Origin of the sequence: Tenacibaculum sp. Mcav3-52 (assembly GCF_022347665.1) — a bacterium.
Taxonomy (GTDB): domain Bacteria; phylum Bacteroidota; class Bacteroidia; order Flavobacteriales; family Flavobacteriaceae; genus Polaribacter; species Polaribacter mesophilus.
Genome location: NZ_JAKRGE010000006.1, coordinates 30,798 through 48,110, shown reverse-complemented (window position 1 = coordinate 48,110; position 17,313 = coordinate 30,798). Strand labels below are relative to the sequence as shown.

The 17,313-nt window shown below is 33.4% G+C and carries 14 protein-coding genes; 9 read left to right on the top strand and 5 right to left on the bottom strand.

Going from position 1 to position 17,313, the window contains the following annotated elements:
• Nucleotides 1-57 precede the first annotated feature (57 nt).
• Both MHM83_RS14065 and MHM83_RS14060 read right to left on the bottom strand, forming a co-directional pair.
• Nucleotides 58-1,236 (bottom strand): argininosuccinate synthase, encoded by a 1,179-nt coding sequence (locus tag MHM83_RS14065; RefSeq protein WP_239180430.1) that lies wholly within the window; start codon nt 1,234-1,236, stop codon nt 58-60.
• On the bottom strand, nt 1,233-1,844 hold the full coding sequence (locus MHM83_RS14060; protein ID WP_167713698.1) for a GNAT family N-acetyltransferase: 612 nt from the start codon (nt 1,842-1,844) through the stop codon (nt 1,233-1,235). Before MHM83_RS14060 ends, MHM83_RS14065 begins: the two co-directional genes overlap by 4 nt.
• A 903-nt stretch (nt 1,845-2,747) precedes the next feature.
• Here MHM83_RS14060 and MHM83_RS14055 point away from each other — a divergent pair.
• From MHM83_RS14055 to ilvA, 6 genes are all read left to right on the top strand, one after another.
• Entirely contained in the window at nt 2,748-3,635 is an 888-nt protein-coding gene (locus tag MHM83_RS14055) for a branched-chain amino acid transaminase (RefSeq protein ID WP_173360353.1), read from the top strand.
• 1 nt (nt 3,636) lies between these two features.
• On the top strand, nt 3,637-5,313 hold the full coding sequence (gene ilvD / locus MHM83_RS14050) for a dihydroxy-acid dehydratase (protein ID WP_239180428.1): 1,677 nt from the start codon (nt 3,637-3,639) through the stop codon (nt 5,311-5,313).
• A 167-nt stretch (nt 5,314-5,480) separates the two neighbouring features.
• Nucleotides 5,481-7,214 carry a biosynthetic-type acetolactate synthase large subunit gene (gene ilvB / locus MHM83_RS14045; protein WP_239180426.1) on the top strand — a complete coding sequence of 578 codons (1,734 nt, stop codon included), beginning with the start codon at nt 5,481-5,483 and terminating at the stop codon, nt 7,212-7,214.
• A gap of 6 nt (nt 7,215-7,220) precedes the next feature.
• Entirely contained in the window at nt 7,221-7,748 is a 528-nt protein-coding gene (gene ilvN / locus MHM83_RS14040; RefSeq protein ID WP_239180424.1) for an acetolactate synthase small subunit, read from the top strand.
• 24 nt (nt 7,749-7,772) lie between these two features.
• Nucleotides 7,773-9,275, top strand: coding sequence for a ketol-acid reductoisomerase (gene ilvC / locus MHM83_RS14035; protein WP_239180422.1), 1,503 nt, complete (start codon nt 7,773-7,775; stop codon nt 9,273-9,275).
• A gap of 4 nt (nt 9,276-9,279) precedes the next feature.
• Complete coding sequence (gene ilvA / locus MHM83_RS14030) at nt 9,280-10,545, top strand: threonine ammonia-lyase IlvA (protein WP_159616432.1); 1,266 nt, start codon at nt 9,280-9,282, stop codon at nt 10,543-10,545.
• Between the two features lie 115 nt (nt 10,546-10,660).
• Here the strand turns inward: ilvA and MHM83_RS14025 are convergent, their stop codons facing one another.
• The 3 genes from MHM83_RS14025 to MHM83_RS14015 are packed head-to-tail and all read right to left on the bottom strand — an operon-like array spanning nt 10,661 to nt 13,788.
• Nucleotides 10,661-11,026 (bottom strand): YchJ family protein, encoded by a 366-nt coding sequence (locus tag MHM83_RS14025; RefSeq protein ID WP_159491314.1) that lies wholly within the window; start codon nt 11,024-11,026, stop codon nt 10,661-10,663.
• Between the two features lie 6 nt (nt 11,027-11,032).
• Nucleotides 11,033-11,392, bottom strand: coding sequence for a hypothetical protein (locus tag MHM83_RS14020; protein WP_159616430.1), 360 nt, complete (start codon nt 11,390-11,392; stop codon nt 11,033-11,035).
• Between the two features lie 47 nt (nt 11,393-11,439).
• Complete coding sequence (locus MHM83_RS14015) at nt 11,440-13,788, bottom strand: FdhF/YdeP family oxidoreductase (protein ID WP_159616428.1); 2,349 nt, start codon at nt 13,786-13,788, stop codon at nt 11,440-11,442.
• 258 nt (nt 13,789-14,046) lie between these two features.
• Between MHM83_RS14015 and MHM83_RS14010 the strand changes: the two genes are divergently transcribed.
• The 3 genes from MHM83_RS14010 to MHM83_RS14000 are packed head-to-tail and all read left to right on the top strand — an operon-like array spanning nt 14,047 to nt 17,086.
• Nucleotides 14,047-14,457 carry a response regulator gene (locus tag MHM83_RS14010; protein WP_047788969.1) on the top strand — a complete coding sequence of 137 codons (411 nt, stop codon included), beginning with the start codon at nt 14,047-14,049 and terminating at the stop codon, nt 14,455-14,457.
• Entirely contained in the window at nt 14,457-14,996 is a 540-nt protein-coding gene (locus tag MHM83_RS14005; RefSeq protein ID WP_047788968.1) for a heme NO-binding domain-containing protein, read from the top strand. Before MHM83_RS14010 ends, MHM83_RS14005 begins: the two co-directional genes overlap by 1 nt.
• Entirely contained in the window at nt 14,996-17,086 is a 2,091-nt protein-coding gene (locus MHM83_RS14000; RefSeq protein WP_239180420.1) for a PAS domain S-box protein, read from the top strand. Before MHM83_RS14005 ends, MHM83_RS14000 begins: the two co-directional genes overlap by 1 nt.
• Nucleotides 17,087-17,313 lie beyond the last annotated feature (227 nt).

Genomic DNA, 17,313 nt, shown 5'->3' with positions numbered 1-17,313 from the left:
ATGACGTGTCATTGCGAGTGAAACGTGGCAATCTGTTCATTGATAACTGATAATTGCTTACTGATTCACCTGTTGATATATTTTATTCTGATTTCCTAATAGTTTGATGAAGCCTTTAGCATCTTCAGCTGTCCAACCTTTGTTTAGTTCACCGTAGCTACCAAATTTGGCATTCATTAAATCATGTGGAGAATCAATTCCATCTAAGGTAAAGTGATATGGTTTTAGCGTCACAAAAACATCACCCGTAACTTTTGACTGACTGTTTTCTAAAAAAGCTTCCATATCTCTCATTACAGGATCTAAATACTGACCTTCATGTAAATGCATCCCATAAAAGCTAGCTAAATACTCTTTGTGTTGTAATTGCCACTTGGTTAAGGTGTGTTTCTCAAGTAAGTGATGTGCTTTAATAGTAATTAACGCTGCAGCAGCTTCAAAACCAACTCTTCCTTTAATTCCTACAATAGTATCGCCTACGTGAATATCTCTACCAATCCCGAATTTTGAGGCTAGGACATTCAATTGCTCAATGTTTTGTACAGGAGTTTTTTCGTTGTCATTGATAGCCATTAATTCACCTTTTACAAAAGAGAGTTTTACTTGTTCAGGTACTATCTTTGTTACTTGAGAAGGATAGGCGTGTTCTGGTAACGGATGTTCAGAAGTCAACGTTTCTTCACCACCCACGCTGGTTCCCCATAAACCTTTGTTTACAGAATATTTAGCTTTTTCCCAAGATAAATCAATACCGTTATTTTTTAAGTACTCAATTTCTTCCTGTCTTGAAAGTTGTAAATCTCTTATAGGTGTGATGATTTCAATTTCAGGAGCAATGGTTTGAAAAATCATATCAAACCTCACCTGATCGTTTCCAGCACCTGTACTACCATGCGCAATATAGTTAGCGCCAATACTTTTAGCGTAGTTTACTATTTCTATGGCTTGAATAATTCTTTCAGCACTTACCGAAAGAGGGTATGTGTTGTTTTTTAACACATTACCAAAAATTAAGAACTTAATTACTTTGCTGTAATAATCAGTTACTGCATTAATATTTTTATATGTAGACACGCCCATGGTGTAAGCATTGTGCTCAATCTTTTTAATTTCTTCGGAAGAAAATCCGCCAGTATTAACGCTAACAGCATGAACTTCATATCCTTGTTTTGATAAGCTTACTGCACAGTACGAAGTATCTAATCCGCCACTATAAGCAATTACTAATTTTTTCATTTTTTATCTTTTTTTAGGAAGATGCTTTCCTTGATTCTTTTTAGCCTTTGAAAGACTTTCTCTTTTACTTTTATGTTCTGAGTTTTTTTGTTAGGATCGTATAGCATACCAGTACACAAACACATTTTTTGTTGAGTACGTTGTAGCACGTCGTAATTTTTACAGGTCTGACATCCATTCCAAAAAGACTGATCTTCTGTGAGTTCAGAAAAGGTTACAGGTTTATAGCCTAGTTCGCTATTCAGTTTCATAACCGCCAAACCAGTAGTAATACTAAATATCTTAGCATTAGGAAATTTAGCTTTAGAATGCTCAAAAACTACTTTCTTAATTTGTTTGGCTAAACCAATACCTCTATAGTTTGGGTGAACAATCAACCCAGAATTGGCTACAAATTTGCCATGACTCCAGGCTTCGATATAACAAAAACCAGCAAATTGATCGCCATCTAAGGCAATAACAGCGTTACCATTTTCTAGTTTTGTAATGATGTATTCTGGTTTTCTTTTGGCAATTCCTGTGCCTCTAACCAGAGCAGCTTCGTCAATAGTTTGACAAATAATTTCGGCATACTTACTATGCGATTGATCAGCAATAACAACTCTCATTGAAATTGATTTTAGATAAACATTTTGTTAAAAATCGGTGGTTTAAAAAGAAGAACCGGACACACCTAGGTTCCCAAAATGAAGTAGTACCCTTACGGGCGACGTCGGATAAAAATAGGTCGTACAACAGTAATGTTATTGAAAACAATAACAAGAGTTAATAACGATATAAAAATGTAGATTATAGAAATCAAAAGAATGAAAATAAAATTATACAACACTCAGTTTAGGACAAAAGGAAGACTAGCGTCGGTTGAAAGACCGCACTAAAAAACTGGGTATATAGTTGTATATTTTATTTGTTTGCATAACGGCACAAATCTATAAAATAAATTTTGATAAATGCTAAATAAAAAATAAAAACTTTTATAATGTTAAGTAAAACAGTGGGTTAGGAGGTGTGTTTTTAAGGGGAGAAATAAAAAAGTCAAAAAAATATTAGGATAACTAAAAAATAATTTCAAATATTTGTGATATCAGATGAAAAAACAAATATTAAATATCATTTCTATTATTATTGTCATTGTGATTATTTCACAAGGATAGGGAAGCGGTACTTAATATTTAACATATAAATTAATAAAGAAGGCTTCCTAAATTTAGGAAGCCTTTTTTAGTTGCAAAAAACATGAATCAAATTTTTAACATCGTGGTAATTATTATTGTCATTATTAGCTCTCCACCGAGTTGATACAGATAGTTATTGCCTATAAGGAAGCCTGTATCTAACTCTAGATACAGGCTTTTTTTATTCCGTGAATATCATAATGATTTGGTTTTAAGTAATTGGTTTTGAGTTTTTTGCTTGTTTTTTGGAGTCAGTGAAAATCATCAAAGCCTTACAAAACAAGAAAGTAAATTAAAAAGCGAAAAATAATTTTGAACAGCAAAACAACTGAAAAAATGTATTACAACGAAGAAACAGTAATCTATTACAACGGAGAGTTTATCAAAGCCGTAGACGCAAGCGCTAACTTGTATAGTCAAAGTTTGCACTATGGAAATGGGGTTTTCGAAGGTATAAGAGCATACAATACCAACGAAGGAACTAAAATTTTTAAGTCATATGAGCATTACAAAAGGCTTAAGTATGGAGCAGAAGTCATGAATATTCAATTGAATTATTCTGAAGAACAACTAACTCAAATTACTTACGAATTGTTAGAACGTAATGGTCTAAAAGATGCTTACATCCGTCCGTTAGTCACTACAGGATCAGATATGAGTTTGTTAACTTCTAAAGAGACGAATTTAGTAATACAATGTTGGGAGTGGGGCAAGTACATGGGAGATAAATTACTTAAAGTAAAAACATCATCGTTTCAGCGTCCGAATCCGAAGTCATGTTTTGTAGAAGCAAAAGTAACAGGGCACTATACGAATTCAATATTATCAACTAACGAAGCAAAGAATAACGGTTATGATGAAGCATTGTTATTAGATATGAATGGCAATGTTGCTGAATGTTCTGGAGCAAATGTTTTTATGCAGAAAGATGGGAAGTTATACACGCCTCCAAGAGGTCATATCATGGCAGGAATTACCCGTGCTACGGTTATCGATTTATGTAAAGAAGAAGGGATTTCTGTTGAAGAAAAACATTTCACTTTAGAAGAATTAAAAAACGCAGATGCTTGCTTTTTTACAGGAACAGCAGCTGAAGTAGTTGGTTTACAGTCGTTAGATGACTATCAATTTCCACTAGCGTGGGAAAAATCACATGGACACAAACTAATGAAATTATATAAAGACGAAGTATTAGGCTTACGTCAAAAACGAAAAGCAAGCTAACATGGAACTAAACAAATTTAGTAAACAAGTAACGCAAGACGACACACAACCAGCAGCACAAGCTATGTTGCATGCTATAGGTTTGTCGAAATCAGACTTAGAAAAACCCTTGGTAGGAATTGCAAGTACAGGGTATGAAGGAAATCCGTGTAATATGCACCTAAACGATTTAGCAAAATTGGTGAAAGAAGGAACCGAAAATGCCGATTTAGTAGGATTGATATTTAATACCATTGGTGTTTCTGATGGAATCTCTATGGGAACTCCAGGAATGCGCTATTCGTTACCTTCTCGCGATGTCATTGCTGACTCTATGGAAACGGTAGTGCAAGCGATGTCATATGACGGATTGGTAACTGTAGTAGGGTGTGATAAGAACATGCCAGGAGCCTTAATGGCAATGTTGCGTTTAAATCGTCCATCAGTTTTAGTATATGGAGGAACCATTGCCTCAGGATGTCATGAAGGAAAAAAGTTAGATGTGGTATCAGCTTTTGAAGCTTGGGGAGAGAAAGTTGCAGGAACTATTACTCAAAAAGAATATCAAAGTGTTATTGAGAAAGCATGTCCAGGAGCTGGAGCTTGTGGAGGAATGTATACTGCAAACACGATGGCGTCAGCAATTGAAGCCTTGGGTATGAGTTTACTTTACAACTCGTCTAACCCTGCGATAAGTAACGATAAAGAACAAGAATGTGTAAAGGCTGGTGAAGCGTTACGCGTATTACTAGAAAAAGATATCAAACCATCAGACATCGTTACTAAAAAATCGTTGGAAAATGCAGTACGGTTGGTAACGGTTATGGGGGGGTCTACCAATGCAGTATTACACTTTTTAGCCATAGCAAAAGCAGCAAATGTGCAATTTAATTTGGAAGATTTTCAACGTATTTCTGATGAAACACCATTCTTAGCCGATTTGAAACCTAGCGGAAAATATTTAATGGAGGATGTGCATAAGGTAGGTGGTACACCGGCAGTTTTAAAGTATTTACTAGAAAAAGGGTTGTTACATGGAGATTGTTTAACCGTAACAGGAAAAACAGTAGCAGAAAACTTAGCAGTAGTTCCAAATTTAACGGATGGGCAGGAAGTAATTAAGCCAACAGAACAACCTATCAAAGCTACGGGACATTTACGAATGCTCTACGGAAATTTAGCTAAGGAAGGTTCTGTTGCAAAAATAACAGGAAAGGAAGGATTGTATTTCTCTGGAAAAGCAAAAGTTTTTGAAGGCGAATACGCAGCAAATGATGGGATACGAGATGGAAAAGTTGAAAAAGGAGATGTAGTCGTAATTCGTTATGAAGGACCTAAAGGAGGACCAGGAATGCCAGAAATGCTAAAGCCAACAGCCGCTATTATGGGAGCAGGATTAGGTAAAGAGGTTGCGCTAATTACCGATGGACGCTTCTCGGGAGGGACACACGGATTTGTAGTAGGGCATATCACACCAGAAGCACAAGAAGGCGGTGTAATTGCTTTAGTAAAAGATGGAGATACCATAACTATCAATGCAGAAACGAATACGATTAATCTAGAAGTTTCGGAAGAAGAATTAACTAAAAGAAAACAAGAATGGACTGCTCCACCTTTAAAAGTTAAAAGAGGAGTACTATATAAATATGCAAGGACAGTAGCATCAGCATCTAACGGATGTGTTACCGACGAATTTTAATCGCAGGGCGATAGCCAGAAGATAAATTTCTTGAGGCTTGCCTAAAGGTGTTTGAATTTTAGATAAAGACGAGAGAATTAAGATTCAAGACTACATATAGTAGCACTAAAAATTTAATAAAAATAACTAAGCATATAGCTAAAAGCTAAAAGCATAAAGCTGAGTTTATGGAAACAAAAACGAAACAACAAACAGAACAAGAAATCACACAAAAAGTAACCATTACAGGTGCAGAAGCTGTAGTAAGATGTTTATTAGCAGAAGGAGTCGATTTATTGTATGGGTATCCAGGAGGAGCTATTATGCCTGTATATGATGAGCTGTATAAATATCAAGATAAATTACATCATGTATTAACACGTCACGAGCAAGGAGCAACTCATGCAGCACAAGGCTATGCGCGAGCTACAGGTAAAGTAGGAGTTGCCATGGCAACTTCGGGTCCAGGAGCAACTAACCTAATTACTGGTATTGCCGATGCACAGATAGATTCTACGCCAATGGTATGTATTACAGGACAAGTAGGAGCACACTTATTAGGGTCTGATGCTTTTCAAGAAACAGATATCGTAGGTATTTCAACTCCAGTAACGAAGTGGAATTATCAGATAACCAAAGCAAGTGAGATCCCCGAAGTAATGGCAAAAGCATTTTACATCGCCCGTTCAGGAAGACCAGGACCTGTTTTGGTTGATATTACTAAAAATGCACAGTTTGAAGAGTTTGATTTTGAATATAAAAAATGTACTTCAGTACGAAGTTATCAACCTGTTCCAACGATGAACATCCAAAGTGTTGAAGCAGCTGTTGAGTTGATTAATAACGCGGAAAGACCATTTATAGTTTGGGGACAAGGAGTAATACTAGGAGAGGCAGAAGAAGAATTTAAAGCTTTTATAGAGAAAGCAGGAATTCCATCGGCAAGTACGTTGTTAGGCTTATCGGCTTTACCAACCAAACACCCTTTACATGTTGGAATGGTAGGAATGCATGGTAATTACAGTCCGAATAAACTCACCAACGAGTGTGATGTATTAATAGCTGTTGGAATGCGTTTTGACGATCGTGTTACTGGGGATTTAAGCCGTTATGCGAAACAAGCTAAAGTAGTGCATTTTGAAATAGATCCTGCGGAAGTTGACAAAAATGTAAAGACAGACGTAGCTGTTTTAGGAAATGTAAAAGAAACCTTAACGGTAGCACTTTCTCTTTTAGAAGAAAACTCACACAAAGAATGGTTACAAGAATTTAGAAACCTCGATGCTATAGAGTTTGATAACGTGATAAAAAATGATTTGTTTCCAACGAAAGAAGGGTTAACAATGGGAGAGGTTATTAAGCAAATAAATGAAGCCTCAGAAGGAAAAGCCATTGTAGTTACTGATGTTGGACAACACCAAATGATAGCAAGTCGTTATGCAGAATTCAATCAAACGAAAAGTAATATTACATCAGGTGGATTAGGAACTATGGGTTTTGCTTTACCTGCGGCAATTGGAGCTAAAATGGGAACCCCAGAGCGTGAGGTAGTTGCTGTAATTGGTGATGGTGGTTACCAGATGACCATACAAGAACTTGGAACGATTTTACAAACTAAAGCAGCTGTTAAAATAGTAGTATTGAATAATGAATTTTTAGGTATGGTACGCCAGTGGCAACAGCTGTTTTTTGATAAACGATACGCTTCTACCATAATGACAAATCCAGATTTTGTAGCAATTGCAAAAGGTTATCATCTAGCAGCTAACAGAGTAACTAAAAGAGAAGAATTAGCAAGTGCTGTAGTAGAAATGATGGCAAGTAAAGAGGCTTATTTCTTAGAGGTTTGTGTAGAAAAGGAAGATAATGTATTTCCAATGATTCCAACAGGAGCGTCAGTATCTGATGTTCGATTAAAATAAGAAAATATGAGTACAAAAAACACTTATACAATTTCAATATATACTGAAAATAACGTAGGGTTGTTAAATAGAATATCAGCAATATTTCAACGAAGACATATCAATATTGAGAGTATTAACAGCTCTTCTTCAGAAATTAAAAGTGTGTCGAGAATTACACTTTTGGTTAAGATTACAGAGGAACAAATGAAAAAAATAATTAGTCAAATAGAAAAGCAAGTAGAGGTAATCAAAGCTTTTTATCATACCGATGAAGAAACGATTTATCAAGAATCGTGTTTATTCAAACTAAGTACCGATTTGTTAACGGATAATGATGAAATTCAAACTATTATCAACCAAAGTAAATCAAGAGTCATTAATGTAAATAAAAGCTTTTTTGTTTTGGAAAAATCAGGACGTAAAGAAGAAGTAGAAGAACTCTATCACATATTAGATAAACATGGTATAAAGCAATTTGTTCGTTCAGGAAGAATTGCGGTTACTAAAGAAGAAATGCCAGTATCGCAACTATTACAATTAATACAGCAATAAACAAACAACACAAATACAATAGAAATGAAAAATTATTTCAACCAATTATCATTAAGAGAGCAGTTAGAACAATTAGGAAAATGTAGATTTATGAATGCTGAAGAGTTTTCAGAAGGAATCACAGCATTAGAAGGAAAAAAAGTGGTAATTGTAGGATGTGGAGCACAAGGATTGAATCAAGGATTAAACATGCGTGATTCAGGGTTAGATATTTCGTATGCTTTACGTGAAGCAGCCATTAAAGAGCAACGTCAATCGTATAAAAACGCAACAGAAAATGGGTTTAAAGTAGGAACATATGAAGAATTAATTCCTACTGCCGATTTGGTATGTAATTTAACGCCTGATAAGCAACATACACAGGTAGTAAACGCTGTGATGCCATTGATGAAATCAGCAGCAACCCTATCGTATTCTCACGGATTTAATATTGTTGAAGAAGGCATGCAAGTGCGTAAAGATTTAACCGTAATTATGGTAGCGCCAAAGTGCCCCGGAACAGAAGTAAGAGAAGAATATTTAAGAGGTTTTGGAGTACCAACTTTAATTGCGGTACACCCTGAAAACGACCCAGAAAACAAAGGATTGGCCCAAGCAAAAGCTTATGCGTATGCTACAGGCGGACACAGAGCAGGAGTATTGGAATCGTCGTTTGTTGCTGAGGTAAAATCGGACTTAATGGGAGAGCAAACCATTTTATGTGGTGTGTTACAAACGGGATCTATTTTGTCGTTCAATAAAATGGTTGAAGAAGGAGTAGAACCTACCTATGCATCTAAGTTAATTCAATACGGATGGGAAACGATTACAGAAGCATTAAAGCACGGAGGGATTACCAATATGATGGATCGTTTATCAAATCCTGCAAAAATTAAAGCTTACCAACTTTCTGAAGAATTGAAAGAAGTGTTAGCTCCGTTGTTTAATAAACACATGGATGATATCATGTCAGGACATTTTTCAAAAACCATGATGGAAGATTGGGCAAAAGATGATGTAAATCTATTAACATGGAGAGCAGCTACTGGAGAAACGCAATTTGAGAAAACAGCAGCTACTTCTGAAGAAATCTCAGAACAAGCCTATTTTGATAAAGGAACTTTATTAGTTGCTTTTGTTAAAGCTGGAGTTGAGTTAGCTTTTGAAACGATGGTGAAATCAGGAATTATTTCGGCATCAGCATACTATGAATCGTTACACGAATTACCATTAATAGCCAATACGGTAGCACGTAAGAAGTTGTTTGAAATGAACCGTATTATTTCTGATACTGCTGAATACGGATGCTACTTATTTGACCATGCAGCAAAACCAATATTGATTGATTTTATGAAATCGATAAATACTGATGTTATTGGAAAAGAGTACAGTGCTACCAACGAAGTAGATAATCTAGAATTAATTAAAGTGAATAGAGCAATTCGTAATCATCCTATTGAAAAAGTAGGAGCAGAATTGCGTGAAGCAATGACGGCTATGAAGGTAATAAAAACCAATGTAAGCAAAGAAGAACCCGTTTTAGCATAATCGTATGGAAGTTCAAAAAGAAACCTATTTTCCTAAATTATCTGCAATACAACAAGCTGCTACGACTTTACAAGAAGTCGTAGCAGTTACACCTTTGCAAGAAAATTTTAATTTATCCCAGCAATTCAATGCTACTATTTTATTAAAAAGAGAAGATTTACAACAGGTCCGTTCCTATAAAATTAGAGGAGCTTATAATAAGATAAGTTCATTAACAGAAGAGGAACTAACTAATGGAATTGTGTGTGCTAGTGCAGGAAATCATGCACAGGGAGTAGCCTTAGCATGTAGAAAAAAAGAAATCTATGGAACTATTTATATGCCTGCACCAACACCTAAACAAAAGGTAGAGCAGGTAAAAATGTTCGGTGGTGATTTTGTGGATATTCGATTGATAGGAGATACATTTGATGATGCTTACAAGGCTGCAAAACTTTTATGTGATAGTTTGCAAAAGACATTTGTACATCCATTTGATGATGAAAAAATTATTGAAGGGCAAGCCACAGTTGGTTTAGAAGTTTTAGAACAATTTGAACAACCAATAGACTATGTTTTTGTACCTGTTGGAGGAGGTGGATTGGCTTCTGGTTTATCAAGTGTTTTTAAGTTATTATCTCCAAAAACAAAGATTATAGGAGTAGAGCCAGCTGGAGCACCTTCTATGAAAAAGTCGTTAGAAACAAACAAAAATGTTGTATTAGAAAACATAGATAAGTTTGTAGATGGTGCGGCGGTACAGCAAGTAGGTGAGTTGACCTATAAAATTTGCCAAGAAAATTTATCGGATATGATTACCATTCCTGAAGGAAAAGTGTGTCAGACCATTTTAGAAATGTATAACAAAGAAGCAATAGTGGTTGAGCCTGCTGGGGCTTTGACTATAAGTGCACTTGATTTTTACAAAGAAGAATTGAAAGGTAAAAATGTAGTGTGTGTTATTAGTGGGAGTAACAATGATATTACTCGTACCGCCGAAATAAAAGAACGTGCATTGTTATACAGTAAATTGAAGCATTATTTTATTGTTCGTTTTCCACAACGTGCTGGGGCTTTAAAAGAATTTGTAGCTGAGGTATTGGGAGAGAATGACGATATTACTTTTTTTGAATATTCTAAGAAAACCAACAGAGAAAATGGTCCTGCTGTTGTTGGTATAGAATTAGAGAAAAAAGAGGATTTACAACCGTTAATTCATAGGATGAAACAGCGAAATTTTTTTGGCGAATACCTGAATGATAAACCTAATTTATTTGAATTCTTGGTGTAAAATAGATAAAGCTGTCTAAGGTGTCATTTCGAACGAGGGACGAGGAGAAATCTCTCAAAAACGAGTAACAAACAAAAGATTTCTCCCTTTGGTTGAAATGACGTTTTTGACAGTCTTATTTTTGACCAAGATATACCCAATGGTCATTTTCTTTACAAAAAATAGAGTTTTCGTGAATCACATCGATACTACTATTTTCCATAAAAAAAGCTTTGAATTCAACTGTAGTTTCTGTTGTACGTAGCACTTCTAGTTTTATCCAATTAACAGCTTTTGTCCAAGCTAAAATATCTTTCTTTTCTCGCTTAGAAGGTCTGGTGCTGCTGTGGTGACTTTTTTGTAGGTAATTAATATCTGCTAAAACAAAAGCACTATATCTTGAACGCATTAGAGCTTCAGCTGAGGTAGCTGAATGAATATTTTGATGTGCTTTTTGACAGCAATCACTGTATTTTTTATTAGGGTTACATGGACACTGCATATTTATTTAATTGATTAACTCGGGCTGTTCTTGTATTCTAAAACAGCGTTCTTCTCCTAGAAATAAGGGATTTCCGTGTTTTTCAGACCAAAATCCATCTAAGATATTTTTAGAAAGGCAAGAGTACACAGCGACTCCTTTATATATAGTGTTATCATCGCCTCTGTAGTTAAAGTTAATAACTAAAATGTTTTTTTTAAAGAAACCGGTACCAAATTGTTCTTGTTGCTTGTTAATAAGCCATTTGGCAATAATTCTGTTGTCTTTATCAAGAGTTAAAGAGAGTGTGCCTTTGTAGGTGTTATCACTTTCATCTTGATTACTGCCTATAATATCATAAGTTCCTACTAAATCTTCTATTGTCATTTAATGTTCAATAATTAAGCAAAATTAAGATAGTTTATGATAAGTGACTACTTTTTTTGGTTAATAAGAGCAGTATTGTGTTTTTTTATTTTAATTTTTACATGCTTTGAGGCAGGCATATTACTACCTTTAACAGTATTGTGAATTGACACTAAAACATTAGTTTCCGGGAAATAAGTAACCGTGTTTTTTTCAGGAATAGGATATTCAACAATAATAAATAGTGGAGCAATACGCTCTGTATTGTCATCATAATTGTACAAGTCTACTTTATCACCTGCATTAAATCCTGCTTTTTCAATATCTTTTTTATTCATAAAAATTACACGACGCTCATTATAAACTCCGCGATAACGATCATCTAATCCATAAATAGTAGTATTGAACTGATCATGAGTTCTTACCGTAGCCATTAAATACTCATCATCAGCCAATGTGTTTTTAGGCAATGTGGTTATAGAAAATGGAACACGATCTCCAAACTCTTTAGTTTTAAACCGTCCTTCACGAGCCGCATTAGGTAAGTAAAATCCGCCTTTTTGTTTTACACGAACATTATAATTGTCAAAACCTGGAATACATTTCTCAATATCATCTCTCACAGCATCATAACTATTCATATAACGATTCCAATCAACCACACTTTTACTTCCTAAAGTAGCTTTTGCAATACGGCAAACAATATGAGTTTCGTTGATAAGTTTGTCAGATATTGGTTTTAATACTCCTTTAGACCACTCTACGATTCCCATGGCATTTTCAGCACTTGTATACTGATGCTCACCATTAATCATATCAATTTCACTTTTAGAAATAGTAGGCAAAATTAAAGCTTCTTTTCCATGAATTAAATGGGTTCTATTAAGTTTAGTAGAAACAGAAACAGATAAGTCTAGTTGTCTTAATCCGTTTGCAGTATAGGTGGTGTCAGGAGTAGCAGACAAGAAATTACCTCCCATACTAAAGTGTACTTTAACTTTTCCTTCATTCATTGCTTTTATAGTATCAACTACATCGTAACCGTTCTCTCTTGGCGGGTTAAAACCAAAAACTTCGTTAAGTTTATCTAATTGTTTTTGGGAAGGATGATTATTAATCAACATTGTTCTGTTTCCTTGTACATTACTATGACCTCTTACAGGACAAGAACCCGCTCCGGGTTTACCAATACTTCCTTTTAAAAATAAGAGATTCAGAACTTCTTTTAAAATATCAACCCCGTTAGGTTGTTGCGTAAGCCCCATTCCCCAACAAATGATAATTCGGTTTTTATAAGCTAACATTTCAGCAGCTTTTTGAATATCTTTTTTTAGAACACCAGATATACTTGCTAATTCATCTACGTCATAATTTTCAATTTGCTTAATTAAATTGTTATAACCAACTGTTTTATTTTTGATAAATTCTTGATCGAAAACTTTACCTGGGGTTTCTTTTTCAAAATGAAATAGTAAGCGTTCGATAGCTTTTAGCAGTGCTAAATCTCCATTAATTTTAACGGGAAGGTGTAAATCGGCAAGTTGGATACCTTTTCCTAAAACACCACTTATTTTTTGAGGATCTCGGAAGCCCATTAAACCAGCTTCGGGAAGAGGATTAACAGCAATAATTTTAGCTCCATTCTTTTTCCCTTTTTCTAAAGCGCTTAACATTCGTGGAGAATTCGTTCCTGGATTTTGACCAATAATCATAATGATATCAGTATCGTAGAAGTCTTTTAAAGTGGCTGTTCCTTTTCCTATCCCTGTAACTGAGGCAAGGGTGAAACCAGAGGTTTCGTGACACATATTGGAACAATCAGGAAAGTTATTTGTTCCAAATTCACGTACAAAAAGTTGATATACAAAAGAAGCTTCGTTACTTGTTCTTCCAGAAGTATAAAAAGCAGCATTATTTGGAGATTCTAATTTATTTAAGTGCTCAGCAATTTTAGCAAAAGCATTGTCCCAGCTAATAGGTTCATAATGTGTACCATTTTTAGGCAAGTACATTGGTTCAGAAAGTCGCCCTAAACCACCTATTTCATAGTCACTCAAGTTGGTTAATTCTTCAATAGAGTTTTGTTTAAAGAAGGAAGCAGTAATTTTTTTATTAGTAGCTTCTTCTGCTAAAGCTTTAACTCCGTTTTCGCAATATTCAGCAATAGGTGATCGTTCATCATCTGGATCAGGCCAGCCACAACTAGGACAGTCAAAACCATTAAACTGATTCATTTTAAATAAAGCTTTTCCTCCTCGCGTTAGAGTTTTATCTTTAATTAAACTTTTTATAGCGTTAGTAACTCCAGGAATACCCGCAGCCCAATCTTTCGGAGCACCAGTTCTTAAACTTAATAGTTTATAAGGAGGTTCTGCAGAAGGTTGTTTGCTTTTGTCTTTTTTATTTTGATTTTCCATAATTATAAATAGACTGTTGTTATGAATAAAAAGCGTTTCATTATAAGTCTTTATAAAACTAACAAAAAAAGACTAAAGAGAAATGCTTAATTTGTAACAGTATTATTTTTTTTATATATTGTATGAAAATTGTTCAAAATGTTCATCGATACTTTTTGTTCATTCATCGATAGTTAGGTATAAGTAGTCTATTTTTAGATGGAGTGTTAAGAATTTGCATTAATATTGGTATAGTTAATAAATATATCAGAAAACAAAATGAAGAAAAATCTTAATGTCCTTTTAATAGAAGATAATACTATTGAAGTAATGAAAATGGATAGGACAGTTTCATTACTTAAGCTAAAGCATAAAATAATAGAGGCTAAGACAGCTGATGTAGCACTGGAAAAGTTAAATGAAGGATTTGATCCTGATATAATTTTGCTTGATTTGAATATGCCGAAAATAAGTGGTATTGAGTTCTTGTCAATAATTAAAAAAAATGAAGATTTTAGGCACATACCAGTTATTGTATTAACAACGTCTAATAATAAAAAAGACATTGTAGAGTGTTATAAAATAGGTATTTCAGGGTACATTTTAAAGCCTTTAAAGTATGAAGATTATATTACGAAAATAGATATAACATTGTCGTATTGGGCTATTAATGAATTAAAAAATAATTAATGAAAGGAATTGTTTTTACAGAGTTTTTAGATTTAGTAGAAGAAAAATTTGGTTTAGAAATGGTAGATAAAATTATATCCCAATCAGAGTTAGAATCTGATGGGATATATACTTCTATAGGAACTTATAGTTTTTCTGAAATGTTACAATTACTTGAAAACCTAAGCTCGAATACAGGTGTTTCTATAGATGACTTGTTACTTATTTATGCGGAACATTTTTTTAGTGTTTTGAAAGAAAGTTATTCTGGACTTTTAGAGTCTTTTAATGACCCCATAGAAATGCTTTCTTCAATAGAAAATCATATTCATGTAGAGGTGAGAAAAATTTATCCAGATGCAGAATTACCCACTTTTATAGTTGAAAGTAGAACAGACACATCATTAGTAATGATTTATAAGTCCAATAGAGCAATGCATCATTTCGGATTAGGTTTAATGAATAAAACATTTGAACATTTTAATAGTAGTGCAACAATAATATTAGAAAAGATTAAAGAAGACGGAACAGAAGTTAAATTTATTATCAATAAAAATTAATGAGTCAAAATGAAATAGAGATATTAAAAAGAGCTTTAAAAAGAGAAAAGGCAGCAAGAAAAATAGCTGAAAAAATATTAGAAGATAAATCTAGAGAATTATTTTTAATTTCTGAAAAACTAAAAAAAACAAACGAAAAGTTAGAGGAATTATTAAATGAGAAGTCTTCACAACTAAAAGGAGTTTTTGAAAATATTAACGACTCTTACCTAGTTATGGATCTAGAGGGGAATGTCTTAACAATGAACGATGCTGCTAAAGAACTTTTTGGCTATGATATATCAAAAGAAGATTTAAATGTAAAATCTTTACTACATCCTGAAGACACAGTATATGCTTTTGAGTCGTTTGGTAAACTGTACGAAACAGGTACTTTTTCAAACTACACTTCCAGAATTATTAGTAAGGATAAAAAGGTAAAATGGGTTCAAATTAATGCAAGTATAATTTATAATAAAAAGAATGAAAAAATAGCTGCACAAGGAATTATTAGAAACATTTCAGAAAGTAAGAGAGCAACAGAGTTAATTGAAGAGCAGAAGAGAGAGTTAGATATAATTGTTGAAAATTCATCTTTAGGAATAGCATTAGCCAAAGACGGTAAAGTTATAAGAACGAATAAAGTTATAGAAGAACTTTTAGGGTATTCTAAAGAGGAGTTTGCAGGATTAACTATTAAAGAAGTGTCTTTTAAAGATGATGTTTCGTTGTCTATGAACCATTTAGGTAAGATGGAAAGAAACGAAATAGATAATTATGTGATAGATAAACGATATAAAAGAAAAGATGGTTCTATTTTATGGGCTAGAGTTAATGTAAACTCTGTAAATGATGCTCTAGGACAAACAAAATTTCAAGTTGCTATCATAGAGGATATAACATTACAAAGGGAAAGAGCATTAATTATTGATATGATTAATGAATTGGCTAAATCTATTTTAGGAAAAGATGATATTTATGAAATAGCCTGGGAAGTAACTGAAAAAATAGCTGAATATTTAGACTCTCAAGACTGTGTAATATATTTGTTAAACAATGATAATAACACATTAGAACAGATTGCTTCATATAGTTTTGGACTAGATAGAGGAGAGATAATTAAAGATGTTTTATCAATTGGAGAAGGTATTATTGGAAGTGTTGCAAAAACAGGAAAAGGCGAAATTATAAACGATACTTCTTTAGATGATAGATACGTTGTTGGTGAAAAGGTTAGATATTCTGAGATAGCAGTTCCTATAATTAATGAAGGTAAGGTGATAGGTGTTATTGATTCTGAACACGAAGAAAAAAATTATTACAGAGAAGAAAACTTACATACATTAGAAAATATAGCAAGTCTTGTATCTATGCAATTAAAGAGTGCTATAAACTTAAGAGAGAGAGAAAAAGCTGAAAAAGAAAATTTACAACTTTTAAAACAATTAGAGAAAAGTAATAATGAGCTAAATGAATACGCACATGTTGTTTCTCATGATTTAAAATCTCCATTAAGAAGTATTGATGCTTTAGTTTCTTGGATAAAAACAGATAATGAGGGTAAATTAGATGATACTACACTTCAAAACTTTAATTTGATAGGAGACACTTTAGAAACAATGGAGAATTTAATTTCTAGTATTCTAGAGTATTCTAGCGCAGGCTCAGAGGTAAGAGAAAAAGAAGAAGTAGATTTAAATATAATCATAAATAACTTAATTCAAACACTATATATACCTGAAAACATTTTTATAAATGTCCTAGAAGAGTTACCTACTGTAAAAGGAGACTCTATTAAATACCAGCAACTTTTTCAAAATTTAATAAGTAATGCAATTAAATTTTCAGATAAAGAAAAAGGAGTAATAAACATAAGCTTTACAGAAAAACCTTCATTTTATCAGTTTTCAGTACAAGATAACGGAATTGGAATTGAAAAAAAATACCATGATCGTATTTTTAAAATATTTCATTCTTTAAAAGAAAGTAAAGAGTCAACAGGTATCGGACTTTCTATTGTAAAGAAAATAGTACAGTTGTATGGAGGAACACTGTGGTTAGAAAGTGAATTAGGTATCGGTACAACGTTTTACTTTACCATAAAAAAATAAAAAATATTACATTAAGTGCAACTAGGATAAATACTACGATGTTTGCGTCGAAAATTAAGAACTTTTTTTATAAATACTTCATAAGCTTGCTCTGATGTAGCTAACTTAAATATATGTATATGTTTTTAAATCAGGTTTTTGTATTGCGATAAAACGAAAATTAATATGAGTTTTCATATAAAATTATTATTTTAGATTTTATAAAAAGTAGAAGCCCCCAAAATAAT